General features: G+C 72.1%; 10 protein-coding genes and 3 pseudogenes. 5 read left to right on the forward strand and 8 right to left on the reverse strand.

Annotated elements, in window-relative coordinates:
• Nucleotides 1-7 precede the first annotated feature (7 nt).
• Genes M2163_RS11095 through M2163_RS11105 form a run of 3 tightly spaced genes read left to right on the forward strand, consistent with a single transcriptional unit; the run spans nt 8 to nt 2,843 of the window.
• Entirely contained in the window at nt 8-1,492 is a 1,485-nt protein-coding gene (locus M2163_RS11095; RefSeq protein WP_280893879.1) for an N-acetylmuramoyl-L-alanine amidase, read from the forward strand.
• Complete coding sequence (locus M2163_RS11100; RefSeq protein ID WP_280893880.1) at nt 1,479-2,156, forward strand: glycoside hydrolase domain-containing protein; 678 nt, start codon at nt 1,479-1,481, stop codon at nt 2,154-2,156. Before M2163_RS11095 ends, M2163_RS11100 begins: the two co-directional genes overlap by 14 nt.
• A 12-nt stretch (nt 2,157-2,168) precedes the next feature.
• The gene (locus M2163_RS11105; protein WP_280852944.1) at nt 2,169-2,843 is read left to right on the forward strand and encodes a hypothetical protein; all 675 of its coding nucleotides are present in this window, start codon (nt 2,169-2,171) and stop codon (nt 2,841-2,843) included.
• Nucleotides 2,844-3,075: 232 nt separating this feature from the next.
• On the opposite strand, the gene M2163_RS11110 is transcribed toward M2163_RS11105, so the two are convergent.
• The 4 genes from M2163_RS11110 to M2163_RS11125 all read right to left on the reverse strand — a co-directional run bounded on the left by M2163_RS11110 (nt 3,076) and on the right by M2163_RS11125 (nt 9,857).
• On the reverse strand, nt 3,076-3,915 hold the full coding sequence (locus M2163_RS11110) for an endonuclease/exonuclease/phosphatase family protein (RefSeq protein ID WP_280852943.1): 840 nt from the start codon (nt 3,913-3,915) through the stop codon (nt 3,076-3,078).
• 105 nt (nt 3,916-4,020) lie between these two features.
• Complete coding sequence (locus M2163_RS11115) at nt 4,021-6,960, reverse strand: tetratricopeptide repeat protein (RefSeq protein WP_280893881.1); 2,940 nt, start codon at nt 6,958-6,960, stop codon at nt 4,021-4,023.
• 2 nt (nt 6,961-6,962) lie between these two features.
• A complete protein-coding gene (locus M2163_RS11120) occupies nt 6,963-8,819 on the reverse strand; it encodes an HSP90 family protein (protein WP_280893882.1) in 1,857 nt (618 codons plus the stop codon).
• A gap of 51 nt (nt 8,820-8,870) precedes the next feature.
• The gene (locus M2163_RS11125; RefSeq protein WP_280852940.1) at nt 8,871-9,857 is read right to left on the reverse strand and encodes a hypothetical protein; all 987 of its coding nucleotides are present in this window, start codon (nt 9,855-9,857) and stop codon (nt 8,871-8,873) included.
• Nucleotides 9,858-10,067: 210 nt separating this feature from the next.
• Between M2163_RS11125 and M2163_RS11130 the strand changes: the two genes are divergently transcribed.
• Nucleotides 10,068-10,589, forward strand: a complete 522-nt coding sequence (locus tag M2163_RS11130) for a hypothetical protein (RefSeq protein WP_280852939.1) — start codon at nt 10,068-10,070, stop codon at nt 10,587-10,589.
• 62 nt (nt 10,590-10,651) lie between these two features.
• Here the strand turns inward: M2163_RS11130 and M2163_RS11135 are convergent.
• Nucleotides 10,652-10,843: pseudogene (locus M2163_RS11135) on the reverse strand (gamma-glutamyl-gamma-aminobutyrate hydrolase family protein); the annotation flags it as partial.
• 453 nt (nt 10,844-11,296) lie between these two features.
• Here M2163_RS11135 and M2163_RS11140 point away from each other — a divergent pair.
• A complete protein-coding gene (locus tag M2163_RS11140) occupies nt 11,297-11,704 on the forward strand; it encodes a RidA family protein (protein WP_280852938.1) in 408 nt (135 codons plus the stop codon).
• A 40-nt stretch (nt 11,705-11,744) separates the two neighbouring features.
• Here the strand turns inward: M2163_RS11140 and M2163_RS46615 are convergent.
• The 3 genes and pseudogenes from M2163_RS46615 to M2163_RS11150 all read right to left on the reverse strand — a co-directional run.
• A pseudogene (locus tag M2163_RS46615) lies at nt 11,745-11,884 on the reverse strand (FAA hydrolase family protein); the annotation flags it as partial.
• A 139-nt stretch (nt 11,885-12,023) separates the two neighbouring features.
• Nucleotides 12,024-12,119: pseudogene (locus tag M2163_RS11145) on the reverse strand (catechol 1,2-dioxygenase); the annotation flags it as partial.
• Between the two features lie 82 nt (nt 12,120-12,201).
• Nucleotides 12,202-13,938, reverse strand: coding sequence for a trehalase family glycosidase (locus tag M2163_RS11150; protein WP_280852937.1), 1,737 nt, complete (start codon nt 13,936-13,938; stop codon nt 12,202-12,204).

Genomic DNA, 13,938 nt, shown 5'->3' on the forward strand with positions numbered 1-13,938 from the left:
GACGAACGTGACGATCACCATCAACGAACGTGACACCTGGGGACAGTACGCTCCCGAAGAGGTGCGGGCCCATGCCTCGGCCCCGCCCGAGGCCAACCTGAAAGAGCCGTGGTCCGGACACATGGGTGTGTTCCTGCACCACCTCGGCGCCGGCAGCACCAGCGACCTCCGGACGGAGGAAGACTGCCGCCGGACCGTCGCCAAGATCTACTGGGACCACAAGAGCAGCGGCGAGTACTACGGAGACATCGCCTACAACTTCCTCGTATGCCCGCACGGACAGGTCTACGAGGGGCGTGGATACGAGCGCGGCGAGGGGAACCAGGGCCTCGCCGGCGACATCGAGGGTGTCGGGCGCAACGCGGGCTTCTACTCGATCGTGGGCATGATCCGCTCGCAGGACGTGCCGACCGAGACCCTCCTGCGTTCGATCAGGGGCCTGATCGACCATCTTCGTCACGACGCCCCGCGCAACAGGACCGGGGACAGGATCTTCCCGCACTCCTTCAACTACGAGACCGACTGCCCCGGCAACCTGCACATGTACGCCCGACCGGGATCGGTGGTCGACCCGTCCGCTGCGTGGCGGGCGCTTCCCGACATCTACGTGTCCCGGACGCAGAGGTGGGTGAACAACACCTACAAGACGGCGCCCGGATACGTGATCTGCTCCGAAACCGGCTACACCGGCTGGAACACCGTCCTCGCCCTCACCCAGGGGCTTCAGCACGAACTCGGCATCTCCCCCACCGTCCAGAACTTCGGCCCCGGCACGTTCGACGCGGTGAGGAACCACGAGCTCGTGCCGGAGTTCGAGCGGAACGAGAACCTGCTGCGCCTGTACAACGGGGCACTGTGGTGCAAGGGCTACTGGGCCTCCCAGACCCTGGGCGGATGGGGCGAGGATCCCGAGACGTCCCTGCGGCAGCTCTACGCCGACATGGGTCTGAACGCCGCGGACGCCGGGCAGCGCCTGGCCATGTGGCCGCATGTGCTGAAGGCGCTGCTGCGCATGGACCAGTTCCGGCTCGTGCCCGGTGGTGACCCCCATGTCCGGGCGATCCAGCAGCGGCTGAACTCCCGCTATGTCGCGGGGATCGGGATCCCGGCGATGAGTCTTGTGCCCTGCGACGGGATCTACTCCCGTGATGTCCAGCAGGGCCTCATGATGGCCATTCAGTACGAGATCGGGATCGCCCCCGGGTTCGATCAACGGGTACTTCGGACCGGGAACGCAGGCAGCCCTCAAGGGGAGGGGCTCGGCGACCCTCTCGGGAGATCTGCGGTACCTGTTCCGTGCCGCGTGCTACTTCAACTCACCGACGTACACGGCGAACGGGCAGGCGCACTACCTGTCGGCGGACATCGGCACCGATGCCCAGACCGGCACGCACACCGGGTGGCTGCAGGCCTTCCAGAGGTTCTCCCAGCTCCCCGTCACGGGCCACAACGACTACGCGACGTGGGCGCAGCTCCTCGTGTCGTCCGGTGACACCTCACGCGACGCCACCGGCTGCGACTGCATCACCGAGATCACCCCGCAGCGTGGTCAGTTGCTCAAGTCCAACGGCTACCGCATCGTCGGCCGCTACCTCGACGAGCATCTGGCCCCGGGCGACGACGGCTATCTCGGCAAGGCGCTCAAGCCCGGAGAGCCGCAGACCATTCTGAACGCCGGGCTCAGGTTCTTCCCCATCTTCCAGTACAACGGCACGCAACTGGGCAACTTCACCTACGACAAGGGCTACGACCAGGGCAAGAAGGCCCACGCCAAGGCCGTCGAACACGGAATCGGCGCCGGTACCTGCATCTACTTCGGGGTCGACTACGACGCGACCGACGAGGAGATCACCAGCCATGTCGTGCCGTACTTCAACGGCGTCAGGGCCGGCCTCGCCGAACTCGGCAGCCGCTACACCTTCGGCGTCTACGGCTCCCGCAACGTGTGCATCCGGGTGTCGAAGGACGCCGGCGCCCGCTGGTCGTTCGTCTCCGGGATGTCCTGGGGGTTCTCCGGGAACCTCGGATTCCCGCTGCCGGAGAACTGGTCGTTCAACCAGATCCACGAGTACCAGTTCCAGCCGGGCTGGGGCCTGGACCACAACATCTGGCGGGACGGCGGCGATCCCGGTGTCTCCGCCGTCGGCCAGGGATGAGGGAGGAAGTCGATGATCTCCAGACGCACTCTGCTGGGTGCCGCCGGCACCGGCCTGCTGGTCGTGGCGTCGGGCACCCTGGCAGGCCCCGTCGCGGCGGCCGCGCCACGCGCCGGGGCCTGGACGGGGGACGTGTCCGCCAACGGATGGCGGATCGATCCCTCCGCCGTGACCGTGCACCCCGTCGAGGGGTCCGCCGCGTCGCTCGGCCTGCGCGGTGGTGAGGCCGCGGCGGTGCTGCTGCACGTCGCGCGGCGCTGGCACTACGAGATCGCCCCGCTGGACACGGGTGAGGGCGGCGGCGTCACCGGTGCCACCACACGGCGCACGGTCGGTGCCGACTTCGAGTCCAACCACCTCTCCGGCACCGCGATCGCGCTGCACCCCGCCGCCTATCCGCTGAAGGGGAGCGAGGGGCTGTGGCCGCACCAGGAGGCGATCGTGCGGGACATCCTCGCGGACTGTGACGGAACGGTCGTGTGGGGCGGTGACCTGGCTCCGGTGAAGGTCTCGCACTTCCACATCGCCGTCCGCCCCGGTGACAGGACCCTGGCACGGGTCGCGGCCCGGCTGGACGGCAGCCGGGCCACCGGGCCCCGCACGCAGACCGCCGGCACCGTGGCCGACCCGGCGGCCCCGGCCCGCCGTGCCAAGTCCCGGCGCCTGCACCGGGCTCAGGGCACCTGAGGCGGGCAGGGACGGCGAGCGGCGGGTCGTCGAGGGCGTAGGCGCGGCGACACCGCGCCGATGGAGTTGACACCGGTACGGGCTCGATGCCTGGGTGTAGTCCCGCACCCAAGTGGATCGCACCGAGGAGTCGAATCCCTGCTCCTGGCCCTGATCCTACGATCAGCGTCAGGAGGAGCTGAGGCGCCGCGAGGACCGGATCTGCGTGCGGTCCCGTCCGGCTGCGGCCCGCCTACGCCGGGTTCACGTCGGCGTACAGCACATGGTGGTCCGAGACCTCGTTCGGATGCACACGGTGCCTGACGGGGACGTAGTCCCGCAGGAAGACGTAGTCGAACTTGCTCTGCCAGTCGGTGGTCGGCTCGCAGGTGCCGTCGCTCCCCGGGCGGCACTGCGGGTCCGCGTCCGCGGCCAGTTTCCACATCGGGGTGAGTTCGTAGCCGTCCGGCACGGCGTTGAAGTCGCCGATGACGATCGCGCGGTCGTGCCGGGCGACCTCCTTGGCGAGGACGCCGACCTGGGCCGCCCTGACCGGCTCCTGACGTCGTTCGGCGAGGTGGGTGTTGAACAGGCGGACCTGGCGGCCGCCCACCGTGGTGGTGACCTCCATGTAGCCACGGTCCTCGGAGCCGCCGTCGGGGTACTCCTCGGTGACGACGTCGGTCATCGGGGCGGCCGAGAGGATGGCCTCGCCGTAGCCTCCCGGGTTCCAGGGCGCTCCCCCGCAACGGCCCCAACTCTGGAGGACCGCCCCGTACTCGACGTGGTACACGAGTCCGTGGAGGTTCTCCAGATAGTCCCGGATCTTCTCGACGTCGCCCACGCACGCCTCCTGAAGCCCGATGACCTGCGGTGCGAACCGGGCGATCTCCGCCGCCCGGTCGTCGTTGTCCGTCTCGCAGGGGTTGCAGAGGTTCCAGGTCATCACCCGGTTCGCTACGACGTCCCGGACGGGGTCGGCGGGCAGTGACCGGGCGTCGAGGGCGCCGCTCGGGGCGCTGGGGCCGGAGAGCACCATCCAGGCCACGACCATGGCACCCACGAGCAACCACGTGGCCTTTCCGAGCACCATCGCCTCCTCAGCGTGGACGACACGTCCGGCAACCGATGTCTGCCTCACGAGGTTATGGCACCGGGGCCGGCCCGCGGAACGGGTGTCCGCAGGCCGGCCGGCACGTCACTGCTCGTCGCGCAGCCGGGCCGCCAGCGAGGTCAGCGGTTCGGTCTCCTCGGTGTGGCCGACGGCCCTCAGGTGGGCGACCGCCGCGTCGAGGCGGGTGAGGGCGGGGGCGGGGCGTTCCAGGTAGAGGCCCTCCACGGCGCCCGCGAGCCGGACGCACTCGGCCCACTCGCCGGCCCGGTCGTCCTCCGGGCCCGGTTCGCCGAGCAGGGCCAGGGCCTTCTCCAGGGCGGCCAGCGCGTCCTCGTACGCACCGGCGTAGGCGTTGACCCGCCCGTGTTCGTAGGCCAGGGCGGAGTCCAGGGAGCGGCCGCGCGCCTCGTACCCGGCGGCGCGGGCCTCGTCGGCGATCCGCGCGGCGTCGGCGAGGAAGGCACGGGCGCCGGTCAGGCCCTCGGCGCCCTGCTGCTGGGCCTGGAGGCGGGCGAGTTCGCGCAGGGAGTTGCTGAGCAGTTCGTAGCGCGGGTCCCGGGCGTGCGCGGCGATCGCCTGGTCGGCGGCCTCGCGGGCGGGGCCGAACTCGCCGGACTCGCCGAGGAGTACGGCTGTCTCGGCGGCGATCATGGCATGGCTGCCGGGGTCGTCGTCCCAGCCGGCCGACTCGGCCGCGAGCGCGGCGAACTCGGCCGTGGCGGCCTTGATGTCCTCCCCCGCGCGCAGTGCGCGGGCGCGGGTCAGGCGCAGCTGGGCGGCGAGCCGGTCGTCCAGCTCTCCGGAGGCGACGTCCGGTTCGGCCAGCAGGGAGTCCAGCAGGGCGATGCAGTCCTCGACGCGGCCCAGGTCCAGGCTGAGCTGGGCCGCGTTGCTGTAGGTGCAGAACGCGTCGATCCTGCTGCCGCGGCGCAGGTTCACCTCGGCCGCGCGTGTCAGGTGCCGCAGGGCCTCGTCGGGGCGGCCCAGGTGCATGCAGGCCTCGGCGAGGTCGCCGTGCAGACGGGCGGTGTCGACCGTGTCGGCGGGCCAGTCGGCGGCCAGCCGCAGAGCTTCGGTGAGGTTCGCCCGGGCGGCCTCGGGGTCCCGCAGGGCGAGCTGGAGCCGGCCGCGCAGGCCGAGGGTGCGGGGCAGGTGCCAGGCGGGGCCCTGCGCCTTCAGCCGGTCCAGGAGGGCGTCGATCTCGGTGACCGCGGCGGGCAGGTCGCCGGAGAGGGCGTGCGTGCTGGCCCGCAGCATCAGGGCGCCGGAGATCTGGCCGGCGAGGTCGTGCCGGGTGGCGAAGGCGTGCAGCAGGTCGGCCTCGGCGAAGACCGGAGCGACGTGCTCCTTGCTTCCCGTGGTCTGCAGGCGCAGGCCGAGCGCGGTCGCCCGCAGCCTCAGCAGGCGGCCCTCCTGGTAGGGGGCGAGGCCGGTGGTCCCCTCGTGCAGGCGGACCACGGACGCGTGGACCGCGGTCAGCGCGGCCGCTTTCGCCTCGGGTTCGTCCGCGTCCCCGTCCTCGCCGGGGATCTGGGCGGTGGCGAGCAGGGCGCAGGCGCGGGAGACGGCCGCGTGACCGGGCTCCGCCGCGTCGTCGTAGAGGGCCGCGGCCTCCTCGTGGAGGGCGGCGGCGTCGGCGAACCGGTCGTCGTTGCCGGCCCGGCTCGCCTCGTCGGCCAGCAGGTCCGCGCGCAGCCGGACCAGCGGGCCGACGGCGGGGTCGTCGGGGTGGGTGTAGTCGCGGGCGGCGACGAGCGTGCGCAGCCGGGCGAAGCAGGTCTGGGCGTCCGGGTGCCCCTCCTCGTCCAACGTCCTTGCCCGGACGATCAGTTCGGGCAGGGCCGTCGGGACGGTGGCGGTCGTGCGGGAGGGCGGTGCGGTGACCGGGGCGGCCGGGGCGACATCGTCGAGGCTGCGGGTGCGCAGGGTCAGTTCCAGCGCGTCGAGGAGCGGAGCCCGGTCGAGGCGGGCCCTGCGGCGGTCGCTGTGGGTGGAGGTCCCGTTGCGGGCGTCGAAGCGGGCGGCGAGGTCGTCCGCGCGGCCCCGCACCTCGGCGTGCAGGCCGGCCACCGTCCAGGTGCGGCCGGACCATCCGGCGGCGGGCAGTTCGCCGTGGCCGAGGTGCTCGACGCGCTGGAGGAGCACGTCCACGCCGGTGAGGAAGTCGAGCTGGTCCAGCGGTGAGTCGACCTCGTCGAACAGGTTCCGGTTCTCGGCGAGCAGTTCCAGTCCGCGGGCCTCGTTGCCGGTCAGCGCGCAGAACTCCAGGTGCCGGCCGACCTCACCGGACATGGCGGGGTTGCGGCGGCAGCCGCGGTAGCCGACGAGGTGCAGTTCGCGAGCCCGGTCGGCGGCGCCGGTGCGCAGCAGGGGCAGCAGCGCGTAGGACAGGGAGCGGGCGGGCTCCTCCTGGCAGGACTCCTTGCCCGCCAGGACGGGCTCCCAGGTGCGCAGGGCCCGCTCGTCGTCGCCCGCGGTGAGGTGGTACAGGGCACGCTCGCAGATCTCGCAGGCCTCGCAGTCGCTGAGCCGGGTACGGGCGCGGCCCGCCCACAACTCGTAGGCCGGCGCGGTGTCCTCGCCCACGTGGGCGGTGAGCTGGTACGCCTGCCCGTAGTAGGGCTGGAGGCCGAGGCCGGCCTTCTCGTAGCGGTCGCGCATCTCCTTCAGCCACTGACGCAGGCTGGCCAGCGGTATCTCGGGCAGCTGACGCAGGGCGTGGCCCACCCACTTGAAGCGCCAGAACACCATGTGGCGCAGGCGCTCGTCGAAGACGTCGGGCTGCTCGTCGAAGAGGGTGAGCAGCCGGGCGAAGACGACGGGCGACTTCCGCGGCTCGGAGCCGTAGGTGTACGCCTCCTGCAGTTCCAGGAGGGCGTGGACGAGCGGGACGGGCTCCTCGAACTGCTCGGCGGCGTCGACGAGTTCCTCGGCGGTGACGGTGCGGGTACGGCCGTAGGGACGCTCGTCGTTGTCCTGGAGCGCCTGGTACAGCTCGTCGGTGGTCTGGATCACGGTGGGCATCGTCAGCTGTCCTTGCGGAGGGCGTGGGCGAGGAGGTCGAGGAAGGAGCGGTTGATGAGGCTCGACTCGGCGGGCCTGAGCGGGCGCCGGGACAGCATCGCGGCCTGCCCGTAGAGGGCTTCGGCGCTGGTGCGGGCCAGCTCGGGCTCGTCGATGGTGACCGCGGTGCGGACCAGCGGGTTGAGCTGGTTGAGGATCAGCTGGGCCTTCGGGGCCTCCTGGCGCAGGGCGCCGAGGATGTCGCCCCACACACCGCCCTGCTGCTCGCGGGCCAGCTGGGAGCGGGTGCGTTCGTGCCGGGCCTCGCGGCTGTCGAGGAGGAGGGCGGGGGCGGAGGCGGGCTGGAAGGTGCGCAGCGCGACATCGCAGTCGAAGACGGCGAGGGCGTCGCGGGCCTGGGCGAGATAGGCAGCGGCGGCCAGTTCGGTCTCCCGGTCGACGGGGTCGAGGTGGGCCGTGAGGGTCGCCGGGTCGAGGTCGGCGACGCTGACCTCGGGCCTGACCTCGGGCAGCCGGTGGACCAGCGCGCGGTCGTAGGTGTAGCCGCCGTTGACGACGCCGAGGCCGGCGGCCGAGGCGATCGCCGCGACCTGGCGGAACTCCTCCACGCTCGACGTGACGAGCACGGTGCGGTGGGTGCGCGCGAACTCGTCGAGGGTGGCGTGCCCGTCGGTGGTCTCGAACGGCAGCCAGGGCAGCAGCATCCGCATGATCTCGTCGTCGTGCACCGCGAGCGACTTCACGGCCAGGTGGTGCACCTGGAGGAAACGGCCGAGCAGTTCGGGGTCACTGGCGGCGGCCCTGGCGATCCACGCACGCAGGTGTTCGGCGAGGGCGTCGCGTACGGCGGCGAGGGTGTCGTCCTCGTAGAGGGACTCGCGGGACGCCGTCGGGCGCAGGCTCTCGGCGTCGACGACACAGCGGACGAAGAACGCCCAGTCGGGCAGGATCTCCTCCGCCTGCTCCGAGAGCAGCATGCCCTTGACGTGCACCCGGTGGCCGTGGCGGCGCCCGGCCGGCACCGCCTCGGGCAGGACGCAGGCGATGCCCTTCAGGCCCACGGCCGGCAGGTCCAGCTCGATGGTGTCCAGCGGCGTGAACCCGAAGACCTCCTCGCCGTACGCGGCCAGGGCGCGGGAACGGGCTCCGGGGGTGGGGTGGGTGCGCGCCCACGGCGCGGGCTCGGGGTTGACGGGTGCGCCCTTGCCGCCGGGGCCTGCCGTGCCGTCGTCGAAGGTCACCGGGTGGCGCAGCAAGGAGCCGAAGTGGCGGGCCAGCGCGTGCACTTGAGCCGGGCGGGTCCACTCGCCCGCGTCGGCGCGGGGCGTCAGGGTGACGGTGGTGCCGGGCCGGGGGCGGGCGGAGCCGGGCAGGGTTCGCACGGTGTAGCTGCCGTCGCCGCGGCCGCGCCACTCCACCGCGGGGGCGTCGGGGGTGCGGGCGGAGCGGCTGAGGACGTGGATCTCGTCCGCGACCAGAAAGCAGGAAAGCAGGCCGATGCCGAACTGGCCGATGAAATCGGCACGTTGTTCGGCGATCTGCTCGGTGCGCTTGCTGCTGCGGCCGATCGTGGCGAGGAAGGTGTGCACGTCGGCCTCGGTGAGACCGACGCCGTCGTCCTCGACGCGGACCACGGAGCCGTCGGCGAACAGGCGGATGCCGAACGCGTCGGCCGGGGCGCCCGGTTCGAGGCCGCGCCTGGCGGTCAGCGCGTCCACCGCGTTCTGCAGGAGCTCGCGCAGGTAGACACGGGGGCTGGAGTAGAGGTGGTGGGAGAGGAGGTCGACGAGGCCGCGCAGGTCCACCTGGAAGGTGCGGTCGGCGGCGGTCGGGTGCGCAGGGGTGTGGGGCAGCGTCATCGGGCAGTCCGGGGTGAGGTCTTCGACGAGGGGCAGGCGGAGCGCACGCGCTCAGGCGCGGCGCCGGAAACGGGCGTACGTCTTCTCCGGCTGCGCCATGTACGTCCAGGGCCACGAGGTGTAGGCGCCGTCCAGCTCGTGGAAGACGCGCGGGGCCACGACGCTCTCCGTGGACAGGGCCAGTGCCATGGCGAAGATGTTGAAGTCCTCCTGCCAGCCGAGGGGCCGCTCGTAGGCGGAGTGGAGGATGCTGCGCCTGGCCGCCTCCCTCAACTCCTCCTGCGTCTGCGGTGTGTCGAGATGGTCCCGGCTGTCGGACTCGACCCACTCCTCGATGTGGGCCATGGCGATCACACAGCCGAGGCGGTGTCCGTCGGGTGCGCCGGCGAAGGTCTCGCGGGCGAACGCCAGGGCCTGGCCCGGTTCGCCGCCCCAGCGGGGCTGGAGCTGGGACACCCACTCGATGTGGGTCTCCAGGTCCAGCGGGTCGCGGCGGAGGGCGGCGTCGCGCCGGGTCTCGTTGACAGCCGTCCCGAGGGACATGCCTCGGCCGGAGGTGAGGAGGCGGCGCCACGGGGTGATCCAGTCCGGTCGCAGCTCGGCGGCTTCGAGCAGCTGCTCCTCGGCGATCTCCAGCCGCTCGTGGAAGATCCGCCACTGCTCCTGCGTGACATCCACGGCACGCGCGGAGGTGCGGGCCTCCCAGCCCCAGCTGATGTGACGTGTCCCGGAGATCAGCAGGGCGGTCGCCCGGTGCTCCTTGTCCTCCGCCACGGCCCGGCCGATCCAGTCCTGCAGACCGTCCAGCTCGGCGAGTTCGCCCAGCACGGCGTGGTCACGGCCGAGGTCGAAGGGGGCCAGGGCTTCCTTGACCGCTTCCCAGTCACCGGCGTCGGCAGCTTCCACCAGTGCGAGCACTCGGGTGTCCCCGAGGGCGCGCAGCGGGTACGTCCCGTTCCGCTGTCTGCGCGGGACGGGCAGGGCGTACGGATTCGCCTCCGGTCTCTCCGCATCCCTGCCGAACAGCTTGCCGAACATGCCGCGCCCTCCCCTGGTCCCGCGTGATCGTCCGGTGCAGCATAAGGGGGCCCACTGACAGCGCTTCCACTGGGTTTTCACCGATCCCCCACCCTCCGGAGCGCCCGGTTCTTGATCGCCCCTCGGCGCCGGCGCATTGCACTGTTGAATGAGCGGGTGAACGACACTGCTGCTCTTCGGCTACGTCAGGCCGTCAGGCGCACCCGGGACGTGACCCGCGCACGTGTCGCCTCGGGACGTGGAGTGGAGGAGGCCGACGACGTGGCCGGCACGTTCGCCACCGACGGTGCGCTCGGCTTCGACCCGATCCCTTTCCTCCGGGCTTTGTGCGAGGCCGGTTCGCAGGCGGTCGTCATAGGCCAGGTCGCCGGCATCATGCACGGCTCGGTGGAACTGACCGGAGACCTCGACCTGTTGTGGGACGGCACGCCCGAGCAGGCTCACGCCCTGCGCGAAGCCCTGACCGGCACGGGGTGCGCCGGCCTGCCCGACCTCGGTCGTCCTCAGGTGGCCTACCGGGTGACCGGCGTCAGCGGCGACCTGTGCACCCCCGCCCTGCCCTGGGGGGACATGGATGTCGCCCCCTGTCTGGCTCGGGCGGTGAGCACAAGTGACCCGGCCGGCTTCACCGTCCGCTACGCCGCTCTGGACGACCTGATCCGCATGCGCCGCTCCCTCGGCCGCCCCAAGGACCACCGCCGCGCGGACGAACTCGCGCGTCTGCGCTGCTGAGCCGGCTGCACACGGTTTGTACGCGGCGACAACGCGCAGCACTCTCCCGCGAACCCCTCGCACGCGGCCCGGATCAGGGCGTCGAACAGGCCCCGCTGGGCGGGATCCTCGTGGGCGGTGTCCTCGGGGTGCCACTGGACGGCGGTGAACCAGCCCCGGGCGGCGGGGAGTTCGAGCCCCTCCACAGTGCCGTCGGCGGCGTGCGCGGTGACCGTGAGTCCGTCGCCCGGGCGGTCCACCCGCTGGTGGTGGTAGCGCTCCTCCGCGATCGCGCGGTGGGTGAGCTTGCGCAGCCCGCCCCGCCCCCCCCACCCGCACCGCGGGGTTCAGCAGGGCCTCGCGCCCCTCCCCGTAGTGCACTCGCTTGCGCGACCGTCGGCTCTCAGGGGCGTCCGCGGATTCGGTCATGGCGGCGACCTGCCCGGCCGCGCACGGGAAGACCGGGCGGGTGAGCGCCGTGAGGAACGAGCACGCCGGTCCGGTGGGCCGGGTCCGGGGTCACCGGAGCGCAGATCGGACGACCCTGCACCCACGCGTGGCCGACCGTGCCCTCGACCACCTACGGGCCGCTGAGCTGCCTGGTCACCCCCGGGTTACCCAGTCACCGAAAAGTGCGTTCTTCCATGTCATCGCTCGCTCTCCTACGGTTTCCCAGTAACCACAAGAGACCACGGGCCGGCGGTACCCGGCCATGGGAGGCGCTGAGCATGTCCATCACCCTGTTGAATCCCGGCGGACTGCCGCAGATCGACGTCTACCGGCAGGTGTCGGTCGCGTCCGGATCGAGGCTGGTCTTCGTCGCCGGTCAGGTCGCCTGGGACGCCGACGGCCGCACGGTCGGTGCGGGCGACCTCGCGGCGCAGGTCGAGCAGAGCTACCTCAACGTCGGCACGGCCCTGGCCGCGGCCGGCGGTTCCTTCGACGACGTCGCGAAACTGACCGTCCACGTCGTCGACTGGACGCCCGACAAGATGCCCCAACTCCTGGAGGGAATCTCGCGGGCGGCCGCGAAACTGGGCGTCACCCCGGCCGCACCGGCCACGCTGCTGGGCGTCGCGGCACTGGACGTCCCCGAGCACCTGGTCGAGATCGAGGCCACCGCGGTCCTCGACTGAGCCTGGCGGATGAGGTGCCCATGGACCGGGCACCGGACCGTCAGCGCCGGGGCGGCCGGATCCCGCGGAACTCCCAGTCGCGCCGAGCGCGATGTGCAGGACCTCCTCCTCGGACTCGATGGGCCGGGCGCCGACGTCGGTGCGCATGGCGGTCGGGCCGGTGACGACGTGGTCGGCGAGGGAGCACGGAGCCGGCGATGAACTCCCCGCCTCGGCAGGGGAGATGCTCCACGCCGTCCTGCCGATGACGACGGCCACCTCGCCCGGGGTGTCCGGGAGGTCGATCTGGAACTCGTCGACTCGGCGGGCTCTTCGGCAGGCCGGTGCCGGTCCAGCCGTCGGCCGGACGGTCGAACCAGAGGTGCAGCCGGCCGGTGCCGATCGAGTTCTCGTACTCGCCGTACTGACGGGGCTGTCCCCCGGGTGCAGTCGAACTTCGTCGACGGCACAACGGCATCAAGCGGCTGCCGGTCGAGGTCGCCCTGGCCTGACCGGCCTCACCGCGCGGCCCGTCGCGCATGCGCCTCGGCGAGGACGAGGTAGGCGGCGGCCGTCCAGGTGTAGGCGCGGTCGCGCAGGCCCGTGCCGGCCAGGGCGTCGAAGTTCTCCGCGAAACCGTGGTGCTCGCACAGGGCGCGGAAGCGGGCGCTGATCTCGTCGGCCAGCCGGTGGTGGCCGCCCCGGCGCAGCCCGTCCTCGACGAGGACCGTGGCGGGCGCCCAGATCGGGCCGCGCCAGTAGCCGTCGGAGAGGTAGTGGGGCGAGGCCGGCAGCTCGGTGGCCAGGCCGTACGGGGTCAGATGGGCCTCGATCCGGCCGGCCAGCACCTCGCTGACGTCGTCCGGCAGGTGCTCGCCCAGCACGATCGGCATCAGGTCGAGCAGGCTGGAGCTGCCCCAGGTGTCCGAGCTGTCGACGCCCTGGGCGACGAACCGCTCGCCCGTCCACAGCTGGTCGAGCATCGCGTGCTGGGTCTCCTCGGCGGCCCGCGTCCACCGCACGGCGTCCGCCGGTCTCTCCAACTGCGTCGCAAGATCGGCGAGTTCGCGCAGTTGGAGGGTGAGGAAGGCGGCGAGGTCGGCGGTGACGACCACGCGTTCGGGGTCGAAGGTGGTCGCGTTGTCCCAGCCGCTGTCGTTGCCGTGCTGGTAGTGCGGCAGGGCGGCGCCGGGAGCGCGCCGGGCGGTGAGCCAGAACTCCGTCCAGCGTTCCAGCCGGTCGTAGGTCCCGGTCAGCTCCGCCCGGCCGGGGGGCGTGGGCAGCCTGCGTCGCAGATGGCCGAACGCCCAGCCGTGGATGGGCGGTTTGACGAAGTTGCGGAGCACCTCGGAGTGGGTGACCGAGTCGGGCAGCGCCCCGCTGCCGTCCTGGTGGTCGAAGGGCAGCTGGAACTGGTCCCAGGCCAGTTCGGGGCAACCGGGGGCCAGGGCGAGGGCGTTGAAGCAGTGGTCCCAGCTCCAGACCTTGTCCATCCAGTGCTTGGACATCAGGACACCGGGCCGGGTGACCAGGCCGGCCGGGCTCACCGTCGCCGACCACAGGACGTAGGCGGCGAGTTCGGCGGCCGGGGTGTCGCCCGAGCGCCAGGGGGCCACGGTGTCGACGAAGTCCGCGAAGGCGTTCCGCGCGGCCTCGACGACCTTCCCGAAGGCGGCCGTCGGCACGTAGGCGGGGCGGGCGGTGTCGATCCCCTCGACCGCGATCTCCCATCCGCCGTCCGCGGCGGCGGCGACGGTGACACCGCGGTCGGCGCTGCCCAGGGCCTGGCTGCCGAACACCTCGGTCAGCGTGCCGGACAGCACGGTGATCCGGTAGCGGCATCCGGTCTCGTACGAGGTGAACACGTGTGCGTCGGCGGCCGGTTCGCGGTAGAAGTACGTTCCGCTGAACGGCGTCAGGGTCGGGGCCGCCGCCGAGATCCGCAGCGGGGCGCCCGCACCGCGCAGCCGTACGGTGTCCGGTGTCTCGTAGGTGAGGTCCACGCGTCCGGCCGGGCCCGTCCAGCTCAGCAGAGCCGGCGTTGCCTCGACCAGGGTCTCGGCCCGCTCGCCCGTGGCGGGGTCGAGGGGGACGAGGCGCAGCACGGCGTGCATGCCGTTCTGGTGCGAGACGAGGTGGAGGTCCTCGGCGCGCGTCTTCTCCGCGAGCACGGGGGAGATGCCGAACCAGGAGCCGTGGGTGCTGAACGGGATGTCCTGGACGGAGAAGGCCGGGCCGGAGCGGGCGGCGGTCAT

Origin of the sequence: Streptomyces sp. SAI-135 (genome assembly GCF_029893805.1) — a bacterium.
Lineage (GTDB): Bacteria > Actinomycetota > Actinomycetes > Streptomycetales > Streptomycetaceae > Streptomyces.

Bases quoted from the DNA above. Each gene is read 5' to 3' on its own strand.
- M2163_RS11105 (WP_280852944.1), top strand. From the start codon at position 2,169: ATGATCTCCAGACGCACTCTGCTGGGTGCCGCCGGCACCGGCCTGCTG.
- M2163_RS11120 (WP_280893882.1), bottom strand. From the start codon at position 8,819: ATGACGCTGCCCCACACCCCTGCGCACCCGACCGCCGCCGACCGCACC.
- M2163_RS11150 (WP_280852937.1), bottom strand. From the start codon at position 13,938: ATGACCGCCGCCCGCTCCGGCCCGGCCTTCTCCGTCCAGGACATCCCG.
- M2163_RS11140 (WP_280852938.1), top strand. From the start codon at position 11,297: ATGTCCATCACCCTGTTGAATCCCGGCGGACTGCCGCAGATCGACGTC.
- M2163_RS11125 (WP_280852940.1), bottom strand. From the start codon at position 9,857: ATGTTCGGCAAGCTGTTCGGCAGGGATGCGGAGAGACCGGAGGCGAAT.
- M2163_RS11110 (WP_280852943.1), bottom strand. From the start codon at position 3,915: ATGGTGCTCGGAAAGGCCACGTGGTTGCTCGTGGGTGCCATGGTCGTG.
- M2163_RS11115 (WP_280893881.1), bottom strand. From the start codon at position 6,960: ATGCCCACCGTGATCCAGACCACCGACGAGCTGTACCAGGCGCTCCAG.